At 62.7% G+C, this 26,039-nt stretch carries 25 protein-coding genes; 11 read left to right on the forward strand and 14 right to left on the reverse strand.

The features are described from left to right. Position 1: 1 nt before the first annotated feature. Positions 2-2,743, reverse strand: a complete 2,742-nt coding sequence (gene cphA / locus IE053_RS08760) for a cyanophycin synthetase (protein ID WP_189575040.1) — start codon at positions 2,741-2,743, stop codon at positions 2-4. A 196-nt stretch (positions 2,744-2,939) separates the two neighbouring features. Here cphA and IE053_RS08765 point away from each other — a divergent pair, with 196 nt between their 5' ends. The 5 genes from IE053_RS08765 (at position 2,940) to IE053_RS08785 (ending at position 8,455) form a co-directional block, all read left to right on the forward strand. Then, on the forward strand, positions 2,940-4,100 hold the full coding sequence (locus IE053_RS08765; RefSeq protein WP_189575041.1) for a succinylglutamate desuccinylase/aspartoacylase family protein: 1,161 nt from the start codon (positions 2,940-2,942) through the stop codon (positions 4,098-4,100). Positions 4,101-4,214: 114 nt separating this feature from the next. Beyond that, positions 4,215-6,143 carry a hypothetical protein gene (locus tag IE053_RS08770; protein ID WP_189575043.1) on the forward strand — a complete coding sequence of 643 codons (1,929 nt, stop codon included), beginning with the start codon at positions 4,215-4,217 and terminating at the stop codon, positions 6,141-6,143. Then, positions 6,140-6,907 carry an NAD-dependent epimerase/dehydratase family protein gene (locus IE053_RS08775; protein ID WP_189575045.1) on the forward strand — a complete coding sequence of 256 codons (768 nt, stop codon included), beginning with the start codon at positions 6,140-6,142 and terminating at the stop codon, positions 6,905-6,907. The genes IE053_RS08770 and IE053_RS08775 overlap by 4 nt, the downstream gene beginning before the upstream one ends. Continuing rightward, positions 6,904-7,710: a sugar phosphate isomerase/epimerase family protein gene (locus tag IE053_RS08780; RefSeq protein ID WP_189575047.1), complete on the forward strand. Its 807-nt coding sequence runs from the start codon at positions 6,904-6,906 to the stop codon at positions 7,708-7,710. The genes IE053_RS08775 and IE053_RS08780 overlap by 4 nt, the downstream gene beginning before the upstream one ends. Next, positions 7,703-8,455, forward strand: a complete 753-nt coding sequence (locus tag IE053_RS08785) for a glycosyltransferase family 2 protein (protein WP_189575049.1) — start codon at positions 7,703-7,705, stop codon at positions 8,453-8,455. The genes IE053_RS08780 and IE053_RS08785 overlap by 8 nt, the downstream gene beginning before the upstream one ends. Here the strand turns inward: IE053_RS08785 and IE053_RS08790 are convergent. The 7 genes from IE053_RS08790 to IE053_RS08820 all read right to left on the reverse strand — a co-directional run bounded on the left by IE053_RS08790 (position 8,436) and on the right by IE053_RS08820 (position 15,112). Then, the gene (locus tag IE053_RS08790) at positions 8,436-9,467 is read right to left on the reverse strand and encodes a glycosyltransferase (protein WP_189575051.1); all 1,032 of its coding nucleotides are present in this window, start codon (positions 9,465-9,467) and stop codon (positions 8,436-8,438) included. The two genes, IE053_RS08785 and IE053_RS08790, sit on opposite strands and share 20 nt — an antisense overlap. Continuing rightward, positions 9,464-10,591, reverse strand: coding sequence for an FAD-dependent oxidoreductase (locus tag IE053_RS08795; RefSeq protein WP_189575053.1), 1,128 nt, complete (start codon positions 10,589-10,591; stop codon positions 9,464-9,466). The genes IE053_RS08790 and IE053_RS08795 overlap by 4 nt, the downstream gene beginning before the upstream one ends. Before the next feature lie 124 nt (positions 10,592-10,715). Further along, positions 10,716-11,888, reverse strand: coding sequence for an aminotransferase class I/II-fold pyridoxal phosphate-dependent enzyme (locus IE053_RS08800; RefSeq protein WP_189575055.1), 1,173 nt, complete (start codon positions 11,886-11,888; stop codon positions 10,716-10,718). A 116-nt stretch (positions 11,889-12,004) separates the two neighbouring features. Beyond that, the gene (gene lexA, locus IE053_RS08805; RefSeq protein ID WP_189575057.1) at positions 12,005-12,682 is read right to left on the reverse strand and encodes a transcriptional repressor LexA; all 678 of its coding nucleotides are present in this window, start codon (positions 12,680-12,682) and stop codon (positions 12,005-12,007) included. Between the two features lie 44 nt (positions 12,683-12,726). Further along, positions 12,727-13,518, reverse strand: a complete 792-nt coding sequence (gene trpC / locus IE053_RS08810; RefSeq protein ID WP_189575059.1) for an indole-3-glycerol phosphate synthase TrpC — start codon at positions 13,516-13,518, stop codon at positions 12,727-12,729. Further along, positions 13,515-14,522 (reverse strand): anthranilate phosphoribosyltransferase, encoded by a 1,008-nt coding sequence (trpD, locus tag IE053_RS08815; RefSeq protein WP_189575061.1) that lies wholly within the window; start codon positions 14,520-14,522, stop codon positions 13,515-13,517. The genes trpC and trpD overlap by 4 nt, the downstream gene beginning before the upstream one ends. After that, positions 14,519-15,112, reverse strand: coding sequence for an anthranilate synthase component II (locus IE053_RS08820; protein ID WP_189575063.1), 594 nt, complete (start codon positions 15,110-15,112; stop codon positions 14,519-14,521). Before IE053_RS08820 ends, trpD begins: the two co-directional genes overlap by 4 nt. On the opposite strand from IE053_RS08820, the gene IE053_RS08825 reads away from it, so the two are divergent. Beyond that, positions 15,111-15,923 (forward strand): divergent polysaccharide deacetylase family protein, encoded by an 813-nt coding sequence (locus IE053_RS08825; RefSeq protein WP_189575065.1) that lies wholly within the window; start codon positions 15,111-15,113, stop codon positions 15,921-15,923. The genes IE053_RS08820 and IE053_RS08825 overlap by 2 nt on opposite strands. On the opposite strand, the gene trpE is transcribed toward IE053_RS08825, so the two are convergent. After that, positions 15,920-17,428, reverse strand: coding sequence for an anthranilate synthase component I (trpE, locus tag IE053_RS08830; protein WP_189575066.1), 1,509 nt, complete (start codon positions 17,426-17,428; stop codon positions 15,920-15,922). The genes IE053_RS08825 and trpE overlap by 4 nt on opposite strands. Next, positions 17,425-19,281 carry a peptidylprolyl isomerase gene (locus tag IE053_RS08835; protein ID WP_189575068.1) on the reverse strand — a complete coding sequence of 619 codons (1,857 nt, stop codon included), beginning with the start codon at positions 19,279-19,281 and terminating at the stop codon, positions 17,425-17,427. The genes trpE and IE053_RS08835 overlap by 4 nt, the downstream gene beginning before the upstream one ends. A gap of 102 nt (positions 19,282-19,383) precedes the next feature. On the opposite strand from IE053_RS08835, the gene tpiA reads away from it, so the two are divergent. From tpiA to secG, 3 genes are read left to right on the forward strand one after another with little or no spacing between them, the layout of a single operon-like run. After that, entirely contained in the window at positions 19,384-20,082 is a 699-nt protein-coding gene (gene tpiA / locus IE053_RS08840) for a triose-phosphate isomerase (RefSeq protein ID WP_189575070.1), read from the forward strand. Continuing rightward, entirely contained in the window at positions 20,082-21,104 is a 1,023-nt protein-coding gene (locus IE053_RS08845) for an alpha/beta fold hydrolase (RefSeq protein ID WP_189575072.1), read from the forward strand. Before tpiA ends, IE053_RS08845 begins: the two co-directional genes overlap by 1 nt. Before the next feature lie 8 nt (positions 21,105-21,112). Further along, positions 21,113-21,541, forward strand: a complete 429-nt coding sequence (gene secG, locus IE053_RS08850) for a preprotein translocase subunit SecG (RefSeq protein WP_189575074.1) — start codon at positions 21,113-21,115, stop codon at positions 21,539-21,541. Here secG and IE053_RS08855 read toward each other — a convergent pair. Beyond that, positions 21,538-22,365 (reverse strand): capsular polysaccharide synthesis protein, encoded by an 828-nt coding sequence (locus IE053_RS08855; protein WP_189575076.1) that lies wholly within the window; start codon positions 22,363-22,365, stop codon positions 21,538-21,540. The genes secG and IE053_RS08855 overlap by 4 nt on opposite strands. A 501-nt stretch (positions 22,366-22,866) precedes the next feature. Here IE053_RS08855 and IE053_RS08860 point away from each other — a divergent pair. After that, a complete protein-coding gene (locus IE053_RS08860) occupies positions 22,867-23,382 on the forward strand; it encodes a KwaA family protein (protein WP_229786153.1) in 516 nt (171 codons plus the stop codon). Here the strand turns inward: IE053_RS08860 and IE053_RS14665 are convergent. Further along, on the reverse strand, positions 23,300-23,620 hold the full coding sequence (locus tag IE053_RS14665) for a DUF6691 family protein (protein WP_373302880.1): 321 nt from the start codon (positions 23,618-23,620) through the stop codon (positions 23,300-23,302). The genes IE053_RS08860 and IE053_RS14665 overlap by 83 nt on opposite strands. 36 nt (positions 23,621-23,656) lie before the next feature. On the opposite strand from IE053_RS14665, the gene IE053_RS08865 reads away from it, so the two are divergent. Beyond that, entirely contained in the window at positions 23,657-24,217 is a 561-nt protein-coding gene (locus tag IE053_RS08865; protein ID WP_373302881.1) for a Kiwa anti-phage protein KwaB-like domain-containing protein, read from the forward strand. Between the two features lie 24 nt (positions 24,218-24,241). On the opposite strand, the gene hflX is transcribed toward IE053_RS08865, so the two are convergent. Together hflX and hfq are read right to left on the reverse strand one after the other, a co-directional pair. After that, a complete protein-coding gene (gene hflX, locus IE053_RS08870; RefSeq protein ID WP_229786154.1) occupies positions 24,242-25,816 on the reverse strand; it encodes a GTPase HflX in 1,575 nt (524 codons plus the stop codon). After that, positions 25,752-25,988: an RNA chaperone Hfq gene (hfq, locus tag IE053_RS08875; RefSeq protein ID WP_189575087.1), complete on the reverse strand. Its 237-nt coding sequence runs from the start codon at positions 25,986-25,988 to the stop codon at positions 25,752-25,754. Before hfq ends, hflX begins: the two co-directional genes overlap by 65 nt. Between the last annotated feature and the right edge of the window lie 51 nt (positions 25,989-26,039).

A 26,039-nucleotide genomic window follows, 5' to 3' on the forward strand; every position in this document is an offset into this window, starting at 1 on the left:
GTCAGGAGCGCGGTGCCAGCCAGACGCCGCGGTCATCCGAAACTATGGTATATCCCTCTGGAACATCAATTTCCGCCTCGAGGTTTTTTTGCTCAGCCTCGGCAGGATCCGCCGGCGGGCGGTGTTCCGGCTCGAACCGGACGATCTGCTTCCATGCCCGGGTGACGCCTGCGCAGAACATGAGGACGAGATCGTCGGGTCCTGCGCGCCGGAGCGCCTCGTCCACCGATTCAGCCTCGCTCTTCATGACCTCGATCCTGGTGGGATCGACGCCCTGCTTCTTCAGCTCGTCGACCATGATCTGCTGCACCTCGCCCTCGGCACGGCCGCGGAGATCGTCATCGGTGTGGCAGAGATAGAGGTCGAACTGGTTCGCGATGGCGCGGGCGATGGCGCGGATGTCCTCGTCCCGCCTGTCGCCCGGACAGGTCGCGCAGACGATCCGCTTGCCCTTGGTATCGAGCTGGTTGACCAGGTTCACCATCGACTGGATGGCCGCTTCGTTATGGCCGTAATCGAGGATGACGCGGAAGCCGTGCTCGTCAAAGACGTTCATCCGGCCCGGTGACTGGTAGAACGAATTGTTGAAGGTCCGCAGCCCGCTGCGGATCTGGTCGAGGCTGAGGCCCATCGAATACGCCATGGCGGCGGCAAACATCGCGTTCTCGACATTGTGCCGCGCCTTGCCTTCAAGGGTCGCCGGGATCAGGTGTGTCCACATCAACGGTGTCTGGCCCTCGCGGTCATAGAGCATGATCTGCTCGCCGTTGACGCCCTGTTCGAGAACGAGGGCACGCTTGCCCTTCTTGATGTGTTCACGGACGATCTTGTTGTCAGGGTTGCGGGTAATGTAGCAGAGGTTTTCCGCCTTGGTGTGCGCCGCCATCTTGAGCGTGTAGATATTATCCGCATTCAGAACGGCGGTGTCGCGGGCAACCTCGACGACGAGGCGCTTGACCCGCGCCAGCTCGTCCAGGGTTTCCACCTCGCCTAGGCCGAGATGGTCGGAACTGATATTCAGCACGGCCCCCACATCGCAGTAGCGATAGCCCAGTCCGGCCCGGACGATGCCGCCGCGGGCGGTTTCCATCACCGCGACATCCACGTCGGGGTCCCGCAGAACCATGCGGGCCGAGGTCGGCCCGGTCATGTCACCCTTCACCGACACATTGCCATCGATCATCACCGCGTCGGTGCTGGTCTGGCCAACCGTGAAGCCTGCCATCTTCAGGATATGCGCCAACATGCGGGCCGTCGTGGTCTTGCCGTTAGTGCCCGTCAGCGCAGCGATCGGGATCCGGCTCGGCGTGCCCGCCGGGAACAGCATGTCCATGACCGCGCCACCGACATCCCGCGGCTCGCCTTCGGAAGGCGCTATGTGCATCCTGATGCCTGGCCCTGCATTGATCTCGCAGATCGCGCCGCCGGTCTCGCGATAGCTGCGGGTGATGTCCGTGGTCAGGAAATCGACGCCGCCGATGTCGAGGCCCACGGCCTTGATGGCGCGTTCGGCCATGCGCTGGTTGTCCGGGTGGATGGTATCGGTGCAGTCGATCGCCGTGCCGCCGGTAGAGAGATTGGCCGTTTTCCGCAGCAAGACCACCTCGCCTTCGGCAGGCACCGAGTCAGGACGGTATCCCTTCTCCGCGAGCACTTCGAGCTCCCGGTCGCCCAGCTCGAGCCGGGTCAGCATGTTTTCATGCCCGACCCCGCGGCGGGGGTCGCGGTTCTCGATTTCGATCAGTTCACGGATTGTCGAGTGGCCATCGCCCGTCACATGCGCTGGCATGCGGCGGGCTGCGGCGACGAGCTTGCCATCGACGACGAGGATGCGGTGGTCGTCGCCCTGGATCATCGATTCCACGAGCACGCCGCTGCCGTTCGACGCGGCAATCGGGAACGCCTCGCGCACATCGTCCGCATTCTTGAGATTCACCGAAACGCCTCGGCCGTGATTGCCGTCCGACGGCTTCACGACGACCGGAAAGCCGATCGTTTCGGCGGCCCGCGCGGCACTTTCGGCATCGCGGGCGTAGATCTGCTCCGGCACCGGAAGGCCGAGATCGCTCAAGAGCTGGGTGCAGGCCTCCTTGTCCTTGGCGATGTCGACAGCGATGCAACTCGTCTCGCTGGTCAGCGCAGCCTCGATACGCTTCTGGTACTTGCCCTGGCCGAGCTGGATCAGGCTCGCTTCGTTGAGCCGCAGCCAGGGTATATCGCGCCGGTCCGCAGCCTCGACCAGTGCCTGCGCCGAGGGACCAAGCACCCGGCGGCTGGCGAAGGAGACATAGTCGGCAATCTCCTCGCGGATCGGGAACGGCTTGCCCGGTATGGGGTCAATCAGCTCAAGGAGGATCAGTCGCGCAAGGTCCCCGGCTTCGAGCCCCGTCGAGCGGGAGAGGTACCCGAACAGGACATCGCCCGTCTGGCCATCTCCCTTCGGCTCAAACCGAGCCAGTTCGCACCGGGCGCCAGCTTGGCGCTGAAGGCCGAGCGCTATCCAGGCGAGGACCTCTCCGAGGTGGCAGTCCCCTTCCCGCAGCACATCGCCCAGCATCCGGCCGTCGGTATGGGGCCGCGTCTCAAGACCCGGAAGCACCTCCAGCAGCCTCTCCGCTACGTCCCTGCCGTAGGCCCGCAGGGTGAGGTCGCGATGTGCGCTGAAATCGACCGCCAGCCGGATCAATGGCTCGTGGTCATAGATGTTCGGGCCGACATAAACGCGGGTTCGAAGAATCTTCATGGGACGGTCCCTATCTCGTGCCGGTGTTCTCAGGCGCAAAGAAGCGACGCAGGGGCATCCAAACACGCGCCTTGCTGCGCGAGAAAATGCTTCTCTATCTAACTGACGAGGTCAATTGCGTTTGTGTCAGATTTTGTGCACCCGCTGCGTATCATTGCCGAAACGTCTGCTCAAAAACAGCGCCCGGAGCGAGTAAATGATTGAGATTGTTGAAAGGGAACAGCTTTCGGACTGTGTCACGAGGGAGCTGGTCAAGCTTCCGCCAGCTGGGAGCAGGACTTACGCGCCGATCGAGATCTTTCGCTTCGGGACCCCCGGCGCACGGCCCAAAGCGTATTTGCAGGCCGGACTCCACGCCGACGAACTCCCCGGCATGCTGGTCCTGCGGAAGCTGCGCGAGACGCTGGCGGACCATGCTGGCCGCGGCGAGATCCTCGGGGAGATCGTCCTCATCCCGGTGTGCAACCCGATCGGGCTGTCCCAGGTGAAGGGCGGCTATCTTGTCGGGCGCGTGGAGCAAGAGACCGACAGGAACTTCAATCGCGGCTTCCCGGACCTTTGCGCTCTCGTCAAAGAGAAGGTCGAAGGAAAGCTCGGCGACGACCCAGTGGCCAATGTCGACACGATCCGGCACGCGATGCGGAAGAAGACTGCGAAGCTTGAACCCGACGGTGCTTTCGGCACGATGCAGCAGCTCCTGATCCATGAAGCCTGTGATGCCGACATCGTTCTCGACGTCCATGCCGACAACGAGGCCTTGCTGCACCTCTACACCGGTCTCGCCAATTGGCCGGATGCGGAAGACCTGGCGGCGGAGCTCGATGCCCGTGCGGTGCTCCTGAGTGACGAGTCCGGCGGCGAGCCCTTTGATGAGGCCTGCGGCTATGCCTGGGTCAAGCTGCAGAAGGCCTTCCCCGATGTCCCAATCCCGCAGGGCTGCCTTTCGGCGACGGTGGAGCTGCGTTCCAACAATCACGTCACCCACGAGGACAGCGATCGGGACATGCGCGCCCTCACCCGCTTCCTGATGCGTCGGGGGCTCATCAAGGGCGAAGCGGGCAGCCTGCCGCGCCTGCTCTGCGAGGCGACACCGCTCCGGGCGATGCAGCAGCTGCGCGCGCCTGCGGAGGGGCTGGTGGTCTACCGCGCGCGCCTCGGGGACACGGTGCGCAAGGGCGATATCCTCGCCGAAATCGTCCCGCCCAAGGGCGGAGAGCCTGCCTTTGTCGAGGCGGTAACGGACGGGATCCTCTTCGCTCGCCATGACCAGCGCTGGGCTTGGGAGAACAAGGTGATCGGCAAGGTTGCAGGCTCGGCTTTGCTCGAAGAACGCAAGGGCAACCTTCTTACCGACTAGCGGCCTTCCGCGGCGAAGAAGCGCGGTTGGCGCCTGCGCCGCGTGCTCGACGTTTGTCTGCCGTTCATGTTTCCCTACCGGAATTCTGCCAAGATGTCGGCGCGGAGTGGGGAGATGGCTGCGGCGATGGGAAACGCCCAGAGTGTCAGGTTCTGGATCGCATGCGCCGTGGGATTGCTGGGATATGTGATCCTCGCGGCCTGGGTCCCCACCCTTCTGCCTGTCGATACCAGCCAGCCCAACGCCGCCGCGCGTCAGGGCTACCATATCGGCTCCCTCTTCCCGATCATCGCGGGGTGGTCAGCGGTCCTTGCTGGCGCGGTGTTCCTTGCCTCGAGAAGTGGCTTGCTCGCACTCCCCGGCGGCCAGCAGCCTGGCCGGAAAGCGGGGGCGCCCCCGTCCCTGCGCGGACGTCTGGTGGAAGTCGCCATCTTGGTGGCGGCAGTGTTCGCCCTCTATTTCCCGCCGATCATCGTCAGGAACGGACCCTATACGGAAGATGCCTATTTCCTGCACACCGCACTTCGCGTTCTGTGCGGCCAGGATCCCTATGCCGATTTCAGCTTCCTCTACGGTCCGCTGATGATCTCTCTACAGAGTTTTTGGCTGGAACTGACAGGCTATACCCTCGAGAACTATTACTGGCTTGTCGCCATCCTGAACGCCGCGTTTTTCGGCGGTTTTCTCTGGTGGATGCAATCTGCTGTCCCCGAAAGGCGTGAGCGGATCATCCTGTTCCTCCTGCTGCTTCCCGCACTGGCTGACCTTCTCATGGGGCTCAACTACCTGCCCTGGCGGCGGATGCTGCCGGTCATTGCCCTGCTCGTGATCTGCGCGGGACCGTTCGATTGGCGACGTATCGCGGTCACAGCAGGCATCCTGGCGGTTTCGGGGGCGCTTTCCTACGAATTCAAAGCAGTCGGTCTCATCTCTGTCGGGGGTGTCTATGCAGCTCTGCTGCTTTCGCCAGCATGGCGAGAAAGCCTTGTGAAAGGACCGGTCCTCGCTGCGGCCTCCCTGCTAGGAACGACGGCTCTCGTATTTATACTGACGAATGACAACTCCCTGAGCTATGTCAACTCGGTGGCCCACGTCTCGACGCGGGCCTCGGAGCTGGGACTTGGCGCCTTCAGGTTTTACTGGACAGCACACTCCCTCGCGGTTTTCGCGCTTTTTGCCCTCGGCTTGGTGGTTGTGGGCGCAGGTCTAGGCAGGCTGGCCAAGGTCGAGCCGACGCCGCGCGATCTCTTCCTCGTCGGCGCTGTCGTCTTCGCTGTTTTCAGCACGAGGATCGCTGTGCAGAGGGCTGACCTCTGGCATATGACCTTCCCCGCCATCGCCCTGACCCTCGCAGTCCTGCTTCCCGGCGAGCGTCGCTGGTTCCCGATCGACAGAAACATTCGAAGGTCCGCCTACGGCGCAGTCGCCTCCGCTTCAGTGTTTGCTGCTATCGGGCTTTTTCCAACAGCGGACCGCCTTGTTCGCGCTTATGCCGATGGCGCGCGGGATGTCCTCGGCGGTGAAGATCGCGGGGTGGTAAACGCGCGGCTGCATACTGTCCTTAATGAGATCTCCGACCCTGACGAGGCGATAGCTGCCCTTGCCGAATTTCTCGCAGCGCCTGAATACGCGAGGCGCGAGGTCTATCTCTACTCCTCTGCTTGGGAGGCTGCATCGGCGCTTGGCGCATGCCCTGCCGGCTACACTTTCTATGATATTCCGTATAGCGAGGGTATGCGCAACGCCCGCGATGATCTCGAAGCGCTGAGCGACCCGCTGGTCATCATGCGTGCGCGTGACTTCGAAGCCCTGATGACTGGCGAATATCCTGAACGTCGCCGGCGGCGCTGGCGCAAACGGGACCATCTGGCCGACCGTCTGTCCACGGTCCACCTCCGTCAGCGCGAGATTGAGAACCAAATCGAGCATGAGATGTGGCGCGATGCTGTTGGCCAGCATATCGCTGACAGTTATCAGGAGGTGACGCGGATCGGCGAATTTGTCATTCTCGAACGCCGGGACCGCAGGGGGGACGCGGAGTGAGCGACGCACTCATCGGATACACAGGCTTTGTCGGCGGCAACCTCGATCGCCAGCACGCCTTCGCCGCCCGCTACAACTCGGCCAACATAAGCGACATCGCCGGGACCGAGATCGATACCCTCGTCTTCGCCGGGGCGCAGGGCAAGAAATGGTGGGCCAACCAGAACCCGGACGAGGACTGGAGGAGCATCGAGAAGGCGCTCGCCCCGCTGCGACAGGCTTCGGTCCGCAGGCTGATCCTGATCTCCACCATCGACGTGCTGCCGCCCGGCCCCGGCCATGACGAGACGACCGATTGCAGCAAGCCTCAACATGCCTATGGCCGCAACCGCTTCCGGCTCGAGGAAGAGCTGAAGGCAATGATCCCGGACACGACGGTTGTCCGGCTGCCTGGCCTCTTCGGCGAGGGCTTGAAGAAAAACGTCATCTACGATCTTCTTACGGACAATATGCTGGAGAAGATCAACCCGGCAAGCTCGTTCCAATATTACGATCTCACCCGGCTCTGGCAGGACATCTGCACGACGCTCGATGCCGGGATCCGGCTTATCCATTTCTTCCCAGAGCCCCTGGGCACGCAGGCCATCCTCGATGCGTTCTTCCCTGACAAAGCCGTGGGCTCCGCCCCCTATCCCGAGGCGCATTACGACTATCGCACGATCCATGACGGGTTTTTCGGTGGGCGAGACGGCTATATGCTGGACACTGATGAAGTCCTCGAAGATCTTAGCCATTTCATAGAAACCGCGCGGGCGAAGACATGAAGCTGGCAGTCTCGAACATCGCCTGGGAGCAGGATGACGAAGCTGCGGTTCTCGAGGCGCTCCGCCGCCATGGCACGAGCGGGGTCGAGGTTGCACCCTCGAAGATCTGGCCAGAGTGGGAAGGCGCGACCCCCGCAGCCGCGACGGCCCAGGCCGCTCGTTATGCGGATCTCGGTTTCTCCGTACCTGCTCTGCAGGCGATCCTGTTCGGCAAACCTGATCTCCAAGTGTTCGGGGACGGGGCATCGCGTGCTGCCCTGCTCGACCACCTTGAATTCGTGTCCGAACTGGCCGGGTCCTTCGGGGCGAAAGTGCTGGTGTTCGGCTCTCCCAGGAACCGTGATCCGGGCGACATGCCTGCACATGAAGCTTTCGAACGGGGGGCTGATTTCTTCCGGGCTGCAGCCGAACGTGCACACGCACACGGAACGATCATTGGTCTCGAGCCCAATCCCCGGACCTATGCCTGCCGTTTCCTGACGAGCTGGCGCGACGTGAAACGCATGGTGGAGGCGGTTGGCCATGATGCCCTCGGCACACATCTCGATGTTGCGTGCATCAAGCTGGAGGATGACGAGCCGGCGGAGGCCGTGAGAGAATGCGGCGAGGCCATCGCGCATTTCCATATCACCGAGCCGGATCTCGGAGGATTTTCCGAGCCCTCAATGCCGCACGCCGAGGTCGCCATCGCTCTTCGCGAGGTCCAGTACGACCGCTGGCTTTCAGTCGAGATGCGTCCAGCCCCGGACCCTGTTTCGGCCGTCGATACCGCACTTCAATTCGTGACCCGGCACTATGGCTGAACCAGCAACCCCCGACGGCGGTCTTTTTTTCTCGGTGGTCATGCCGGCCTACAACGAGGAAGCGGTCATCGAGAAAACGCTTCTCGACCTAACGGATTATCTCGATAAGGAAGGCTTCCACTACGAGGTGATCGTCGTCGATGACGGAAGCGCCGACCGGACTGGTGCTATCGTCGCTTCCGTATCGGAGCAGCGGCCACAGGTGCGCTGCGTCAGAAATGAGGGACCCGGAGGGTTCGGCTTCGCCATCCGCAAGGGCCTTGAAAGCTATCAGGGCGAAGCCGTGGTCATCGTGACTGCTGACGGGGCCGATGCACCGAAAGATGTCGCAGCCTATTTCCGCAAGATCGAAGAAGGTTTCGATGCCTGCTTCGGCTCGCGCTTCTCCGGCGGGGCCGTGGTCAAGGACTATCCCAAGCTCAAGCTCCTGATGAACAGGGCATCGAACATGTTCCTGTCACTGGTGCTCCGTAGGCGGTACGATGATTTCACGAACGGCTTCAAATGCTACCGCCGCGAAGTCATCGACGCCATCTCGCCGATCGTATCGGGCCAGTTCAACATCACGATCGAACTCTCCGTCAAGACGATCCTCGGAGGCTGGAAATATGCGGTCGTTCCGAACGATTGGTCCGAGCGCGAAGGCGGTGCGTCGAGCTTCAACGTCGTCAAGCTCATACGTCCCTATTTCGTCACGCTGATCTATTGCATGTCCGAAAGCTACATCAAGAGGGTTCGCCGCTGACCTTCTCGGACGTAGGTTGTTCTTCCGCCATCTGAACGTTCGGCCCGCGGTCGTAGTCCATGACAGTGCTATGGGCCTCACGGGCAATATTGAAGACCGGGCGCCTGTTGGTGGTTTCGAGGACCTGCAGCAGGTACTCGCACATGATGGCGATGACGACGCTGATGACAAAGAACGAGATCGAAACCTGTAGTGACAGGGACGTCCAGCCTTCCGCGATGTCGTTCATCAAGAGCTTCGCTGCGAGAACATAGGCAGCGTAGAGAACACTGAGAAAGCTCATGCCCACCGCCAGGATCGTTACCAGGCGGAGAGGTTTGACCGAAGACGAAAATACGAGATCGAGCGCCTTGAACACCGCACGCAAACCAGAGCGGCGCTGGCGGTAGGCGACCTCGTCACGCTCATAGGTGAACGTCTTGAAAGGATAGCCGGAGAACGCCGGAGCGAGCGGCAGCGTCCTGTGGTAATTCTCCGATCCCAGAATATACGTCAGGACATCGCGCGTGAACGCACGACATGTCGACATGGCTGCAGGGGCCGTCACACCGTTGAACCGGGCTACTGATCGAAGAAAATAGCGGGCAAGCCGGTCATAGAACCTTCCGCCCTGTTCCCTGCCCGACGGTAGCCCGTAGACGATCTCGGTCCCGTCGTGCAGCATATTGATCATCTCGGGAATGGCTTCCGCCGGATCGGTCATCAGGTCGAGAAGCACGATCCGGTCCCCGATTGCCCTATGCAACCCCGCGGCAATCGCAGCGCTTTCAGCAGCGCGCGCAGACAGGACGTAGACCTGGATGTTCTTGTGGCGATCGAGAACCTTAGCGATGCGGGCGGCCGATCCGTCCCGCGACGCGTTGTCGACGAGAATGATCTCATAGTACCGGTATCGGCTTGCCATTTCGTTCGCCAACTGATCGATCTTTTGCGTCAGCGTCGGGCCCGGATCAGTGACCACGCAGACGACCGAAGGGAAGACGTCGGTCCGCAGAACTTCGCCGCTGTTCATCCGATCACTCCTTCGGATTCAAACATCTGATCGATGACATCAAGAATGTCGAAGATGTTGTCGATCTTGCCGCCGAGGATGGAAATAAGGCGGCCATCGGCGCCCACGCGGCGAAACGCGATAGGACGCCCGTCGTCACGCGCGCTATCCTGAAGCGTGGTCTTGATCTCGAAGAGGCTGCGGTCATGCCGTAATCCTGCAAGGGCCGGCATGTAGCGCCTGGCATCGGCGCGCATCCATTCGAACCGTGTTGCGGGTCTGCACTGCGCTATCATTCCATCTGGAGACGGATCTTCGCACGACCTCTCGATCCAAGTGGTATGCGGCGTGTAGCGCACATGGGTCAGTGAGTGGCGCCCCGCCGCAGGGAATGGCATGACCGAAAAGAACGGCCCGTCCATCACCGTGATGCCAAGCCCTGCCACCGATTCAGGCACTTGCGTCAGGCAGACCTCGGTAAGCTGGTGGCGTAGGGTTGCACTGCCGATAGACAGTCCACGGATCGCATTCAGGTTGGCGTAGGTCGTGTTGAACACCCAGTCGGCGGAGATTTCGTCCTCGCCAGCGGCTCCTGCGTAGCGGACATGTGCCATACGGTCTGCGCCCTGGGTCACGCCTAGGACCTCGGCTCCTGTGATGGTGACAACGCCGCTCTCGTCAAGCTCTTGCGTCATCCGCTTCCGGAGGACATTGGCATCGAAGGCGAACTCTTCACACTGATAGACTTCCGCGATGAGGCGGGGGTCGAAGAGCTCTCGGTCGGCATCGCTCGCTTCGCGCAGCGGAAGGTCGAGATGTTCACAGAAGCGCCTGAAATAGGCCGGTGCTACGCGCGAGCCGCTGCGCGCAATCGCGTAGAGCTTGGTGAAACGCCGGTCGACGGCTTCTTCAAAGAGCTCTGTGAACCGGCGTTGATTGAGCCGGCTGCTGGCCGCTGTCTGGAAGGAACGGGGATAGTGGTAGCCTGTGTGGACGCGGGCCTGGTTCACGTAGGAGGCGCGACGGAGCAGCTCGCCCTCCCGCTCGACCAGCACAACGCGGTCGAGATGCCGCGACAGCGCAACAGCGATTGCGCAGCCGAAAAAGCCGCCCCCGATCACAAGCGCTGATGCAGGCTGTGCCATTTCAGGCCACTCCCCTCCTCGACCGCCATTTCCGGCGGATACCCTGCAACCGCAATGCTAACACTTTGAGCGATCGGCGCGGGAAAGGGGTGCAGCAACCTGAAGTTGCCGGATCGGATTGCCCTCAGATCGCCCGGGCGATCCGCGTCGCCGCGCTGGCGAGTTGGTCCTCGGGGGCGACCAAGGCGATACGAATGTGCCCCGTGCCGCCTTCGCCGAAGCCCACGCCCGGACTCAGCGCAACACCGGCTTCCCGCACCATCCGTTTGCAGAATGAGACGCTATCGGTCTCGCCCTTCGGGAGCGGTGCCCAGATGAACATGCTGGCATCAGGCTTCGGCAGGTCCCATCCGGCCGCGGAGGCGGCTTCGAGGAAGGCGTCGCGGCGAGCACGGTACTGGATCCTGACGTCGGCGGTAATCGCTTCAGCATTGTCCAGCGCCAGCGCTGTGGCGTGCTGGATCGGCGCGAAGCTGCCATAGTCGAGGTAGGATTTAACACGGGTCAGGGCCTGGATCAGCCGTTCATTGCCAACGGTGAAGCCGACACGCCAGCCTGCCATGTTGAAGCTCTTGGAAGCGGAAGTGAACTCGACGGCAAGGTCACGGGCGCCCGGCACTTCGAGGATGCTGTGCGGCGGCTCATCATAATAGATTTCCGCATACGCCAGATCCGACAGGATGAAGAGCTCGTGCTTGCGGGCGAAGCGGACAGCTTCTTCGAAGAACGCGAAGTCGGCGGTCTTGGTCGTCGGGTTCGCCGGGTAATTCAGCACCATGGCGATGGGCTTCGGCGTCGAGTAGCGGATCGCCCATTCAGCCTGGCGAAAGAGGTTATCGTTAGGCTCCACCGGGTACGGACGGACGACGCCGCCTGCGAGGATGAACCCGAAAGTATGGATCGGATAAGAAGGGTTCGGGACAAGCACGACGTCGCCGGGCGCCGTGATCGCCGTCGCGAGATTGGCAAAGGCGTTCTTCGAACCAAGGGTTGAGACGACGTGCAGATCCGGGTCGAGGCGCACTCCGAAACGGCGACCGTAATAGTCAGCACACGCCTTGCGCAGCTTTTCGACCCCGGCACTGGCGGAGTAGCGGCTGGCATCGGGGGCATCGACGGCATCCTTCAGCGCATCGATAACGATCTGCGGTGCCCGCATGTCCGGGCTGCCCATGGAGAGGTCAAGGACCTCTTTGCCTTCTGCGCGCGCTGCCGCGACGATCTCTGCCACCTGGGCGAAGACGTAAGGGGGCAGGCGTCGGACCGTGTGAAACTGGTCTGGGCGCAGGTCGAACATGGGCTCGTGAGCTCCTCCGGCTGATGGCGCACGGCGCATCCGTGCGTTATGATCGAGGGAGCTTGAAGAACGCAGCGGGCGCAGACAAGGAAAATGCTGCGCCGCAGCGCAAGAGATCAGTACTCTCGGATGAGCCCGGCAAGGCGGCCCTGCACCTTGACCTGGTTTGGGCCGAAGATGCGGGTCTCGTAAGCCGGGTTCGCCGCTTCGAGGGCGATGGAATTGCCTTTCTTTCGGATACGCTTGAGCGTCGCCTCTTCGTCTTCGACAAGAGCGACGACGATCTCTCCATTCGGAGCGTCGTCACAGCGACGGATAATGACGGTGTCGCCGTCGAGAATCCCGGCGTCGATCATTGAGTCCCCGTGGACCTCGAGCGCAAAATGCTCACCGCCACGCAGCATGGACGGCGGAACCTTCACCCGCGCCTGTTCGTGCTGGATGGCGGCAATGGGCGTGCCGGCAGCGATACGGCCGAGGACGGGTACACCTTCCTCTTCCATGCCGGTCGGCTCGCTCTTGTAGGAGTGGTTCTCAATCACCGCAGGCTTGAAAGGCTCACGCCGCGGCGGTGTCGCAGCCTCGGGCAGGCGCAGGACTTCGAGCGCCCGGGCCTTGTGCGGCAAGCGCTTGAGGAAGCCGCGCTCTTCGAGGGCGGTGATAAGACGGTGGATTCCCGACTTCGACTTGAGGTCGAGAGCGGTCTTCATTTCCTCGAAAGACGGCGACACGCCGGTCTCCTCGAGACGCTGATGGATGAACATCAGCAGCGTGCGCTGTTTGGCCGTGAGCATGGAACCCTCTAGAACAGATCGTGACCGTTCTAAGGTTGTTCCACCTACCCGTCAACAGCCTGGACGAGTTCCTTCAGCGCAGCGCCCGGATCAGGTGCACGCATCAGGTGCTCCCCGATGAGGAAACGGCGAATCCCGGCGCTGACGAGGGTGCGCATGGCCTCGGCCCCATCGACCCCCGATTCGCTCACGATCGGTGTGCCGCCGGCCTTCGCAGCGAGGCGCGGCGTGGTCTCTATATCGGTTTCGAAGGTCTTGAGATTGCGGTTGTTGACGCCGAGGAGGTCGGGTTCGAGCGCCAGGGCTCTTTCGAGTTCCTCTTCATTATGCACCTCGGCGAGGACGTCGAGGTTCCAGCGCGCCGCCTCTTCGCGCAGCTCTGCGGCGAGCGCGTCGTCGAGGGCGGCGAGGATCAGGAGGATCGCGTCCGCGCCCCGCGCGCGTGCTTCGACCACCTGATAGCGGTCGACCATGAAGTCCTTGCGCAGGAGGGGGATCGAGGTGGCGGCCCGCGCCTCCATCAGGAAGTCGATGTGACCTTTGAAGCTCGGCTCGTCCGTCAGCACCGAGAGACAAGACGCGCCACCGCGTTGGAGGCTGGCGGCAAGCTCGGCAGAATGAAAGTCCTCGCGGATGAGACCCTTGGAGGGGCTTGCGCGCTTGACTTCTGCGATGATCCCGAGGCCGTGCTCCGCGCCTTTGTGCAGCGACGCAGCGAAGCCGCGAGGGGTGATCTCCTGCGCCCGCTCGGCCAGTTCGTCCACAGACGTTACTGCCTTCGCAGCGGCGACTTCGTCTTTCTTGTAGGCGATGATCCTGTCGAGGACGGTGGTCATGCTTTCTTCTCCGTCATCAGGCGGAGCTTTTCTTTCGCCGCGCCCGAGTCGATGGACTCGGCGGCGAGCGCCGCGCCTTCGGCCAGGTCTTCGGTCCGTCCAGCGACGATCATGCATGCGGCGGTGTTGAGGAGGACGGCATCGCGATAGGCGCCTTTCTCTCCCTCCAGAAGCGCCCGAAGGGCAGCTGCGTTTTCCTCGGGAGTGCCTCCAACCAGGGTCTCGTTGCCGCGGCGATTGAGGCCGGCATCTTCGGGCGTGACGACGAATTGGCGAATTTCGCCGTCCTTGAGCTCGGTCACTTCATTGCCACCAGCGAGGGAGATCTCGTCCATGCCACCCGCGCCGTGGACGACCCATGCGCGCTTCGACCCCTCCGCACGAAGAACTTCCGCGAACCGCGGCGCCAGCTTGTTGTCGAAGACGCCGAGAAGCTGGTAGCGGGCCTGCGCCGGGTTCATCATCGGGCCGAGGATATTGAACATCGTCCGGAAGTTCAGCGTCTTCCGGAGGGGCGCGACCTTGGCAAGGATCGGGTGATGGTTCGGCGCGAAGAGGAAGGTGATGCCGTCTTCGGCCAGGCGCTTCTCCTGCGTCTCGATGCTCTCGGTCAGATCGACGCCGAGCTGGGCGAGGACCTCTGACGAGCCGGACTTTGACGTCACGGCGCGGCTGCCATGCTTGGCCATGACCAGGCCCGCGCCTGCGCCGACGATCGCCACGGCCGTCGAGATGTTCACGGTGCTGATTCCGTCGCCGCCTGTGCCGCAGCAATCGATCGCACCTTCTGGCGAAGCGATGTTCTTTGCACGGAGCTTCAGGAAGCGGATCGCGGCGAGCAGCTCCTCCGTCGTCTCGCCGCGCACGCGGAGGGCCGTCAGGAAGGCTGCTGCCTGTTCGTCAGGGACACCTTCGTCAAAGATCGCCGTCAGGGCCGCTTCCATTTCGCGGGGGCGAAGTTCCTCGCCATCAACGGCTGCGCGGAGGATATCGAGAAAGCTCATGCTACTTCTGCCTTGATCCCGGCGAGGGCCAGGAAGTTGCCGAGCATCGTCGCGCCTGCAGGGGACAGATAGCTCTCAGGGTGGAACTGGACGCCGTAGATCTCCTTGCCGATCACCTTCAGCGCCATGATCTCGCCGTCATCCTCCGCATGCGCCAGAACGTCGATGGTGTCAGGCACCGATGAAGGGTCAACGGTCAGGGAGTGGTAGCGGGTAGCCTCGAAGCGCTCGCCGATACCGGTGAAGAGCGGGTCGGCCTTGGCCGTCACGGTGCTGACCTTGCCGTGCATCGGCTTGCGGGCACGGATGATCTTGGCGCCATGGGCCTGGGCGATCGACTGGTGACCGAGGCATACGCCGAAGAGCGGCACGTCCCTCTCCGCTGCCAGCGCCACCATGTCGAGGCAGATGCCCGCCTGGTCGGGGTCACACGGTCCGGGCGACAGGATCACCGCCCGTGGGCGCAAGTCCATCGCCTGCTCTGCAGACAACTCATCGTTGCGAATGACCTTGGACCGCCCGCCGAACGGGGCCAAAAGCTGGACGAGATTATAGGTGAAGCTGTCGTAGTTATCGACGATCAGGATCATGGTGCGAGGCCGGCGTAAAATCTGGGTGTTAGCAGCCGCAGCGCTGAGCGCAATTGCGCCTGCCCGCGCGGACGACCTTGACGCAGGCCGCGCGCCGATGCGGCTCGCAGCGGTGAGGGATGAGAGGCCCAAGGTCGCGATCGTCATCGATGATGTCGGCCTTGACTGGCGGCGCTTCCAGGCCGTGAACCGCCTGCCCATGCCGGTGACGATCGGGTTCCTGCCCTATGGCCCGGATGCCCAGGCGATGCTCGATTCCAAGGACCCGCGGCACGATGCGATCCTGCACCTTCCGATGGAGCCGCATCGCCGTAAGGAGGATGCGGGGCCTGACATGGTGCCGACCGGCGCGCCTGATGCCGTACGCGCGGCGCTCCACGCCAACCTTGCGAAGCTGACCGGTTTTTCGGGGGTCAACAACCACACCGGGAGCAAGACGACGGCCGACGAAACCGCCATGCGCATCGTCCTTTCGGAGCTCGAGGCCCGGGGGCTGTACTTCCTCGACAGCATGACGACACCGCGGACCAAGGCGAAACGGGTGAGTGCGACGACGGGGGCCACGGTGATCGAAGGCGATCTCTTTCTGGATGGCGACTTCGGCAAGGGTGGCGAAAAGCATGTGCGGCGGCAGCTCAGGCGGCTGGAGAAGATTGCGGAGAAGCACGGCGAGGTGATCGCCATCGGGCATCCCTACCCGGCCACCATTTCCGTGCTGAACGAATGGGCACTGGAGCGCGGCGCGGACCTGCAATTCGTCCGTGCGAAGGACCTCGCGGCAGAGGTGGAGCAGCGAGGGACCGGCTCCTAGAGTTCGGCTTCGGCGGCCTTGATGAAGGCTTCCTTGATCGCGCGGCTCTTGGCTTCACACTCGGCAAGCTCCGCCAGCGGATCGCTGTCATGGACGACGCCAGCGCCCGCCTGGATGTGGACCTCTCCGTCCTTCACCACCGCCATGCGCAAGCCGATGCAGCTGTCGAATTCTCCGTCCGCCCCGAAATACCCAATGGCACCGCCATAGGGTCCACGGGCGGAAACTTCGAGTTCGTCGATGATCTCCATCGCCCGGATCTTCGGCGCCCCGGTGAGCGTGCCTGCGGGGAAGCCGTTCAGCATCGCGTCGAGGGGCGTGAGGTCCTCGCGCAGCTCACCCGTCACATTCGACGTGATGTGCATGACGTGGCTGTAGCGCTCGACGACGAAGGTCTCTGTCGGCTTGACGGTGCCGAGCTTCGATGAGCGCCCGACATCGTTCCGTCCGAGGTCGAGGAGCATCAGGTGCTCCGCCCTCTCCTTCTGGTCGGCAAGAAGTTCGGTTTCGAGGGCGAGATCCTCCTCGCGGGTCCTGCCGCGGGGGCGCGTCCCGGCGATAGGGCGGATCGTGACTTCTCCATGGCGTACACGGACGAGGATCTCGGGGCTTGCACCCAGCAAGGTCGCGGGTTCGAAATTGAGATAGAAAAGGAACGGGGACGGATTGATCCGCCTGAGCTGGCGGTAGGCGTCGAGAGGGCGGCCATCATACTTCGCCGAATAGCGTTGGCTGAGAACCACCTGGAAAATGTCACCGGCAGCGATGTAGTCCTTCGCCCGTTTCACCGCGTCGAGATAGGCTTCGGGCGTCATGTTTGACTGAAAGTCGGGCGCTGCCACCCTTTCGCCGGTGGTGTCCTCCAGAGGCGCGCGCAGGCGGGCGAGGCAATCGTCAAGCCGGGTCTCGGCAGCCCTGTACGCGTCTTCGGCGGACAGGCCCTCACCCGGTCGAGCCGTGGTGACGAGGACGACTTCACGCTTAACGCTGTCAAAGGTCGCGACCACGGTCGGACGGATGAGATAGGCGTCAGGCAGGCCCAGCGTGTCTTCGGGCTTGTCAGGCAGCCGCTCGGCATAGCGCACGAAGTCATAGGCGAAATAGCCGAAGAGCCCAGAGGCCATGGGCGGCAGGTCCTGCTCCACCGCTTCGGCCATGTGGGCGCGGTCAGCGGCGATCAGCTGACGGAGCGACGCGATGGCCTCGCGCCCTCTCTCCAGCACCTCTCCGTCAGCGCCGAGATACTCAGCCTGGTTGTCCTTGCACCGCCAGATGCGGTCGGGCTCCATCCCGATGGTGGAATAGCGGCCGAGCTGCTCTCCGCCCTCGACCGACTCGAGAAGGAACGAGCCCGGACGATCGCCGGTCAGCTTGAGATAGGCCGAGAGCGGCGTTTCGAGGTCACCGATCGTGCGGCGGTAAAGAAGCTGCGGCCGACCCTGCTCGAACCCTTCGCGGAAGGTTTCGAAGGACGGCTGCAGCTTCCGGAAACTCTCTGAGGTCACGGCTGGTCGCGACCGAAGGCGCGCGCGATCTGGCTTGGGTTCTGCTTGACCTCGACGTCTTCCTCGATGGCGAAAAGATAGGCCTGGTTCAGCTCACCCGCGATCTGCTGGCCGAACTGGGCGGAAAGCTGCGGCAGGACCGGCTGGACCGCAGAACTGTCAGCATAGCTCACATTGGTCACCTCGATGACCTGAACGGCTGGCTCGCCCTCCACCGGGACGCTGCCAAGCTCGCCAATAGCGAGGTCGAAAGCCTTTGCCAGCACGGGCTGGGGCAGCTTCGGCTCCTGGTCGATGAGGGAGACGGTTTCGGTCTGGACCGTGGCGCCAAGCTCCTCCGCCACGGCGGAGAAAGTCTTGCCCTCGGCCATGCCAGCCTGGAAACGCGCAAGGATCTCATCAGCGGCGGAAGCCCTTTTCTCGGCCTCCAGCTTGGCGACGACCTGGTCGCGCACTTCGGAAAGAGGGATCGGCTGCGGCGGTGTGATGTCTTCGACGGCAACGAAGCCATAGCCGTCATTGAGGCGGATCGGCGGACTCTCCTCCCCTTCTGAAAGCAGGAAGCCCTCACGGCCGAGTTCCTGGGGAATGTTCGCGATCGAGCCGAAGCGGGTGAAGAGTTCGCGGTCCACCGGGCCTTCTGTCCGCGCTTCAAGGCCCACGGCCTCGGCAGCCTCGGCAAGGCTTGCCCCGGTATCGCGCGCCTCTTCGACACCTTCGACGAGCTCGAGGATACGACGGTCGGCAATCTCGGCCCGGAGTTCAGCCTCGAGTTCGTCACGGAGGTCTTCGAGGCTTGGGCCTTGCGCCTCTTTGACATCCGTGACCTCGGCATAAACGACACCGAAGCCGGTGGCGATCGGTCCCACGAGCGCGCCTTCTTCCGCCGCGAAGACAGCCTCGCCAAGCTCTTCGTTGATGAAATCACTTTGGCGCTGGTCTTCCAGCACCGTGACGGTGCCGCCCGTGGCCTGCTGGATCGCATCGATGCCGCCTTCCGCCGCGGCCGCTGCTCCATCAGCCTGGGCCTGCGGAACGAGGATTTGACGGATCGACCGGGTCTCACCGGCTGCAAGCGCACCAGCCCTCACATTGAAGAGCTGCTCGATCTCCTCGTCCGACACGTCGATCGAGTCAGTGACGGCGGATTCGTCGATCGTGAGGACAGTCAGGGTGCGGAATTCAGGGGTTTGGTAGCTCTCGATATCGGCCTGGTAGCTCGCCTCGATTTCTTCCTCGGTCGGCTCGGCTTCGGCGGCATCCGCCGGGACGGTGGCCACCTGCACCTGGCGATTCTCGAACTGGCGAAGGATGAGCAGCCGGGTCAGCTCCTCGGGCGCGGCAACCGGCTGGGCCACAGCATCGGCAAGCTGCAGGCGGAGGATTTCGGCGGCGATCTGGTCGCGGAAACCCGGCAGGGTGAGGCCGGCGCTCTGGAGATAAAGGCCAAGCCGCTGGCGGTCGAAACGGCCGGTGGACGGGTCGGCCAGACCGTCGATCTGCTCGATATATTGCTGGACCACCGAGTCCGGCACGGCGAGGCCGAGGCGACGCGCTTCCTCTTCGAGAAGGGCCTGCGCGGTGAGAATTTCGATCACCTGCTGGTCGAGGCCCTGGGCCAGCGCCTGTTCGCGGGTGACATTGGGGTTCTGCGCCTGGACCTGGCGCAGGCGAGTGGAGAACTCCTGTTCGACCTCCTGCGCCGAGATTTCCTGAGAGCCGACCTTGATGGCCGCGGAACCGCCGAAATTCTCCAGCGCAGGCACACCGAACACGCCGAACGCTGCCACGAGCAGGATGATGAAGATCCACCGGCCCGGGCCTTCGAGCATTCCACGGAAAAATTTCAGCACGTTGAGACTGCCTTTCGCTGGTCGTAACGGAGCGTTTGTGATGAAGGCGCAGGGTTTGCAAGCCGGAGAGCTTGCCACACACGGGCCCCGAGGGAGGAACTTATGGCGCTCATCGTAGGGAATTGGAAGATGAACGGCCTGCGTTCGTCGCTCGCGGAAGCGAGGCGGATCGCGGAGGGAGCGCCCGACGGCCATGACCTCGCCATCTGCCCTCCGGCGACGCTTCTTTGGGCTATGAGCGAGGCACTGGAAGGCAGCGCGGTGAAGACCGGCGGGCAAGACTGCCACCCGAAGGAGAGCGGGGCCCATACAGGCCGGATCTCCGCCGAGATGATCGCTGACGCCGGTGCCAGCTACTGCATCGTCGGCCACTCCGAATGCCGCGAGGAATGCGGCGATACCGACGACATCCTCGCGGCCAAGCTGGCTGCGGTCCTCCGCGCGGGTCTCGTGCCGATATTCTGCGTCGGGGAAAGCCTCGAAACCCGCGAAGCGGGCGAGGCCGTGAGCTTCGTCACGGCCCAGCTGGGCGTCGTCATGGACCTCGCTGAAAAGGTCGTCGTGGCGTATGAGCCGATCTGGGCTATCGGGACGGGCAAGGTGCCGGGCGTCGATGACATTGCAGAGATGCACCAGGCCATGCGCGACCGGCTGGGTGAGACGACCCCGCTTCTCTATGGTGGCTCGGTCAAGCCCGGGAACGCTTCGGAGATCCTTGCCGTTCCCCATGTTGGCGGTGCGCTTGTCGGCGGGGCCAGCCTGAAAGCAGACGACTTTCTGGGGATTGCCCGAGCAGGCTGATGACACCGACCTTCTTCGTTCTCACGACTTTCGCGCTTTTGGTTGCGGTGGTCCTGTTCAGCTTCTGGCAGGACCGCCACGTGACCCGAGTGCGCCCGCCCGCGGGACATTTCGTGGACACGGCCGAGGGCAAGGTGCACCTCATCACCCGCGGCGAGGGCAAGGGCGACAAGCTGCCCGTGGTCATGCTCCACGGCAGTTTCACCAACGCCCTCGACATGGATATCGACCTTGCAGGCAAGCTCGCGAAAGACCGGCAGGTGATCCTGCCCGACCGCCCAGGACATGGGTTCTCTGATCGCGGGCCGGACAGCTGGCGCGTTGATGTGCAGGTCGCGGCCATGCGCGAAGCGGTGAAGAAGCAGGGGGCGGACCGCTATGTCCTCTGCGGCCAGAGCTACGGTGCCGCCACGGCTCTTGTCTGGGCCCTCGCCTATCCGGAAGACGTTGCCGGCCTCGTCCTTGTCGCCCCCGTGACCCACCCGTGGCCCTACGGGGTCCGCTGGTACATCCGGATGGGCAACAATCCGCGCTATGGGTGGCTCTTCAGGCGCAGCTTCATCGCGCTTTATTCCCGCTATGGCGCCCCGCGCGGGGTCGCCCGCGCGCTCAGGGGCTGCAAGGCCGCGCCCTATTATTATGAGCGCTCACGCACCGCGCTCAGCTTCCGGGCTGCGGAGTTCCACTGGAACGCGCAGGATATCTGCCGCCTCTACGAGCAGCTCGTGCCGATGGAAGGGCTCTACCCCAAGATCAAAGTGCCCACCGAGGTGGTCGCGGGAACCCACGACCTCACGGTCATCCTGCCCATCCACGGGCGGCGCCTTGCGGACCAGCTTCCCGACTGCAATCTCGACATCATCGACGGCGGCGGCCATGCGCTGCACCATTCCCATCCGGAAAGATGTCTGGACGCCATCGATCGAGTCGATCAGCGGCTTGAAATGGCAGCCCGCTCGCCGTTAGAGAGCGCGCTCCGGGCGATCACTGCGGTCTTCCCGCAGCGCACCGCCACCAAATAGGATACGACATGGCCGCCGTCATTCTCACCATTCAGGTTCTCATCGTGCTCGCGCTCATCGGCGTGGTGCTGCTGCAGCGCTCCGACGGCGCCGGCGGCCTCGGCATGGGCGGCGGCGGTGGCGGCATGATGTCGGCCCGCGGCGCGGCCAATGCGTTGACCCGGGCGACGTCGATCCTTGCCGCGCTGTTCTTTGCGAACTCGCTGATCTTCTCCCTCGTCTTCCGCGACGACACCGGAGAGGTCGACTTCCTGCCAGAGCAGGAACAGCAGGAGCTCCGCGACGACGATTTCTCCGACTTCCTGTCCACCGAGGAAGCGGCGCGGACGGACGACGCCTTTACCCTGCCCGACGATCTGGGTGTCGGTGAGACCGCTCCGGCGGAAGAGGGCCCCGAAGAAGCGCCTGCACCAAAGACGGACGAGCCGCAGCGCTAGGCGTTGGGCTTTCGCGTCGCTGCCTTCAGCAGCCCGGAAGCCACCGAGCGCAAGGGCTTCGCCAACGCTCCGGGCAGCGGGCCCTTGGGGTCGCGCTCCAGCATCCAGCGATAGGCCGTCTCCGGCCCGATCTCCGCAGGATCGACGCCCAGCTTGTGGGAGAGCTTCACCAGCGGGGTGGCTGCGGTGCCGGCGATCAGCTTTTCCTTCAGGCCCGGCGGGTTGAGGAGGCGCTTCTGGGCGGGCGTGAAGATATGCGGGCCACGGGCGGTGATGTAGGTGCAGGCGTCCCAGGCCTCGCGGAATTCCGGGTCTTGGTGATAGAGCTCCTTGAACAGCCCGTGGAACCAGAAATAGATGTGCCGCTCGGACCGTCCGTCCCAGTACCGAACCGTGGCGTCGCGCCATTTGGTGGCAATCGCATTGCCCGGATGCCCGGCGAGGAACCAGCTCGACAGCTTCCGGTCAGCGCCGGGGTCGGCGAAGGCGAAGAACCCGCCCTTGGCGGCATCGTCGATCCACTCCGACAGCGGGCGCAGGCAGTAGGCCGTGGCATCGGCCCAGACCCCGCCATGGGCGATGATCAGCTCCACACGGAGGAGGTTCGACACCGCCTCAAGGGGCTGGCCTTCGTCCAGCATACGCTGGATCACGCTGGGGTCGGCAAGATGCTCGGCGATCGTCTCCGCCGTCAGCAGGCGGATGTCCCAGTCGGGATTGTGCGCCTTCCAGCTCTTAACGCAGGGGCCGACAACCTCCGGCGCCTGGTCCCAGCCCTGGGCCCAGAACATCCACAGAATTCGCGGTACACGCGGCGCGCCCATGCAGGAGGTCCCCTCTTCGACGCGCGAGATTTAGGGGAGAAGATTTAAGAGTAAGAGTCTTTCTTGGGCGCTACCGTCGGCCTGACCGGCCTCCTATTTGAGCGCCGGCCCGGAGCCTTTGTTTGCGCTACCGCTTCGCTTTGTGAGCGCAGGCGCTTGCGTGCTGGCTGCTTTCGCGGCGGCACTCAGCGGCGACAGGCGCTTTGCCGGGGCCAAGCACCCGCGCTCCTGCGCGGCGCGCTCATATAGCGAACGCGAGTGAGCGGTAGCGCCACAAAAATGCGGGCCTCCACGAAGGTGGAGCGGCAAAGCCGATCCACGGCCGAAAGGCGACGGTACCAGTCAGTCCCGTTCCTGCCGCGATGGGGAGATTATGGGGTGGTTTTGGTGGGCGGGGATAAGATCAACGCCTGTCGCGCTGCTATTTCGTGTAGACCTCCGCGATCCGATAGCTTAGTCCGCTTCCCTCAACAAGAACATAGCAGGAACAAGGCGGTCTTGATGCTAAGCAACGTGGCGAAACTCTGCCTCACGTCGACAGCCATAGCCCCGATCTTTCTAACCTTCGGGGCAATATCGTTTGCTCAGGAAGACTATGTCCATCTGATATTCTGGCTGGCAGGTGTATTAGTTCTCACGATAGTATGCTTAGGCATAATCGACTACGCTCAAAATAATCTCGAAGACATAGACGTAAAAATTACTCGAGTAGAAGCAGCAGATAGAGAAAGTTTGACCTTTCTTCTTGTGTATCTTCTTCCCCTTTTCACTGCAGATCTTGAATCTCTCAACTTTTATATTTGGGTTCCAATACTCGGTATTTTCTCTTGGATCACTGCAACCGGATACAACTACCACTTCAACCCAGTGTTGAATCTATGGGGTTGGCACTTCTATAGGGTTGAAACGGATGAGGGTGTGGTTTACGTATTACTTACAAAGCGCGAACTTCGCTCGGCTTTGTTGGATACGCAATGCGGCCAATTAACCGAGTACATTTTGATTGAGAAGGACTGAGAGATGGCGCGAGCGGGATCACGGCAAGCGCCGGCCCTGGGCACAGTCCGGCCAAGCCCCAGCCGATGCCGAACAGCAAGAGCAAGAATTTCTTTCGTCGATCACTCAGGAATACGCGTTTGACGGTGGATACAGCCCCGAACGCGACGAAGCGCTTTTCATCGGCGGCCTGCCTGACGTTAAGAAGTTCGTCGATTGTGTTAGCGGAAACGCTACAGCAATCCCCGCAATCTCCCAGAACGAGATCGCCTCTGGACGAGTCAAGTCGCTGTTCATGGGCGACAGCTCAAGCAGCCCCACAATTATCGGTGTGCAGAGCTTTCGCCAAAATCAAATATTGGACAAGCGAAGAACTCTTATGCTCAGAAAAAACACCTATAATAATCTCGACACGCCATCGGTTGTTCTGAACACGAAAATTACGGCTTTCATCTCCGGAAAACAGCTCAAATTCCGAAGCTTCCATGCAACAAGGAGCATCTTCGATTTAACAGGTCACTTCCGGGATGCGACCGACGACGAAATCAAAACGTTCGCCAATCAGACTTCGGTAAATATTCCAGATGTAAAAAAATTCATTGAAGATGCTGACGAAGTCGTTCGCAAAAAAATATACCTTATAAAGAAATCCGGAGTCTTGAACAATTACAAGACCAAAGACCTAGAAAGGGCGGGAAAGGCCGCTGGCGTCAGCATCGCGATGTCGGGAAAAGCGATAACTTTCCCTGATGACAAGAAACAACTAAAAGAACTTCTGAACTTCCTCGATCACGGTGTCTACAAGAGCCCCATCTCAGGAGACCGGTTCTTGGCGAATTCAAAACGAAAGATATGACTGAGCGGACAAGTAGCCGCCGCCCTAGGCCCTAGCGGCAGCTATCTTGTCAACTTCTACCGGCTCCAACCCGTGCTCCTTCGCAAACCTCCCCACGTCCCTCTTCTCCAACCGCACACTGATCGTTCTTGTGCCGCCTTCTGTGGTGAGGTCTGAGAGGACGTCTCCGTGGCGGTAGAGCCAGGCGGCGGCTTGGCCGTCGGTGGCGGCTAGCTCGAAGGTGACTTCCTGGCGGAGGGCGGTGAGTTCCTCATCGATGAGGTCCAAGAGATCCTCGACGCCCTCGCCCGTCTGGGCCGAGAGGGCGACGGTGAGCGGGTCCTTGGGGGTGCCGTCGGCGACGGCGGCGCGCTGGCGGGCGGATTCTCTGAGGGCTTCCGCGGTGACGGGGGCCGTGACTGGGCGCTCACCACGGCTTTGACCGTGGTGCCCATCACTGGGTTTCTCCGCTTGCTGATCTTGCGGGAGTTGGGTCCCACGGTCTTCGCCGTGGGAAGCGCCTGATGGAGGGTCTTCGGCGCTGGCGTCGGGCAGAGCGTCGATCTTGTTCCACGCCTCGATGAAGACGGCATCCGTCTCTTCGGTCAGGCCGAGTTCGGCGAGGACCTTGATGACGTCTGCACGCTGAGCGTCGGTCTCGTCGTGGCTGATGTCTCTCACGTGGACCACGATGTCCGCCTCCAGCACCTCTTCCAGCGTGGCGCGGAAGGACGCGACGAGGTGGGTGGGGAGGTCCGAGATGAAGCCCACCGTGTCCGACAGGACCACCTCAAGGCCCGACGGCAGCTCGATCTTGCGCATCAGCGGGTCGAGGGTGGCGAAGAGGAGATCCTTGGCGAAGGTGTCCTCGCCGGTGATCCGTTTGAAGAGCGTCGACTTGCCCGCGTTGGTGTAGCCGACCAGCGCGATGACAGGGCTCGGCGCGCGCTTCCTCTTGCGGCGCTGGAGGTTCCGTGTGCGGCGGACCTCTTCGAGCTCGGCCTTCAGGCGGTCGATCTTCTCGGCCAGGATGCGGCGGTCGCTCTCGATCTGGCGCTCACCGGGGCCGCCGAGGAAGCCCGCGCCGCCGCGCTGCCTCTCAAGGTGGGTCCAGGAGCGCACGAGGCGCGAGCGCTGGAAGGTCAGGTGCGCGAGCGCGACCTGCAGGGTGCCTTCGCGGGTCTGGGCGCGCTCACCGAAGATTTCGAGGATGAGGGCCGTGCGGTCGAGGACCTTGGCCTTCCACGCACGCTCTAGGTTGCGGTGCTGGACCGGGCTGAGCTGGGCGTTGACGATGACGAGCTTGACGTCGTCCTCCGCCTCGAGCCAGCGGCCGATCTCGTCCACCTTGCCCTGCCCCAGAAACGTCGCGGGGCGGGCCTCCTGCAGGTTGACGATCTCGGCACGGACGGTCTCGATGCCGATGGCGGCGGTGAGGCTGGCCGCCTCCTCCAGCGCACCTTCGGCCGAGCGCAGGCTGCGGCCGGTGCCCGCCAGCTCACAATGGATGACGAAGGCTTTGTCGGCCGGGCGGGCAGTCTCGAAAGGCGTTGGTTTAGGCGTTGGTCTGATCCTCGTGCAGGTCCACGGGCCCCTGCGGCATGATCGTGGAGATCGCATGCTTGTAGACGAGCTGGGTCTGGTCGTCACGCTTCAGCAGGACACAGAAGCTGTCGAACCAGGTCACGATGCCCTGAAGCTTGACACCGTTCACCAGGAAGACGGTCACGGGGACCTTCTGCTTGCGGATCTCGTTGAGGAAAATATCCTGGAGCGGTCTTGGCTTGTCCATTGGCCTGGCTCTTCTCGTTTGTGGCGCGCGATGTTGCGCTGCACCTTCGAT

The sequence above is a fragment of the Parvularcula lutaonensis genome (assembly GCF_014651915.1).
Classification (GTDB): Bacteria; Pseudomonadota; Alphaproteobacteria; order Caulobacterales; family Parvularculaceae; genus Parvularcula; species Parvularcula lutaonensis.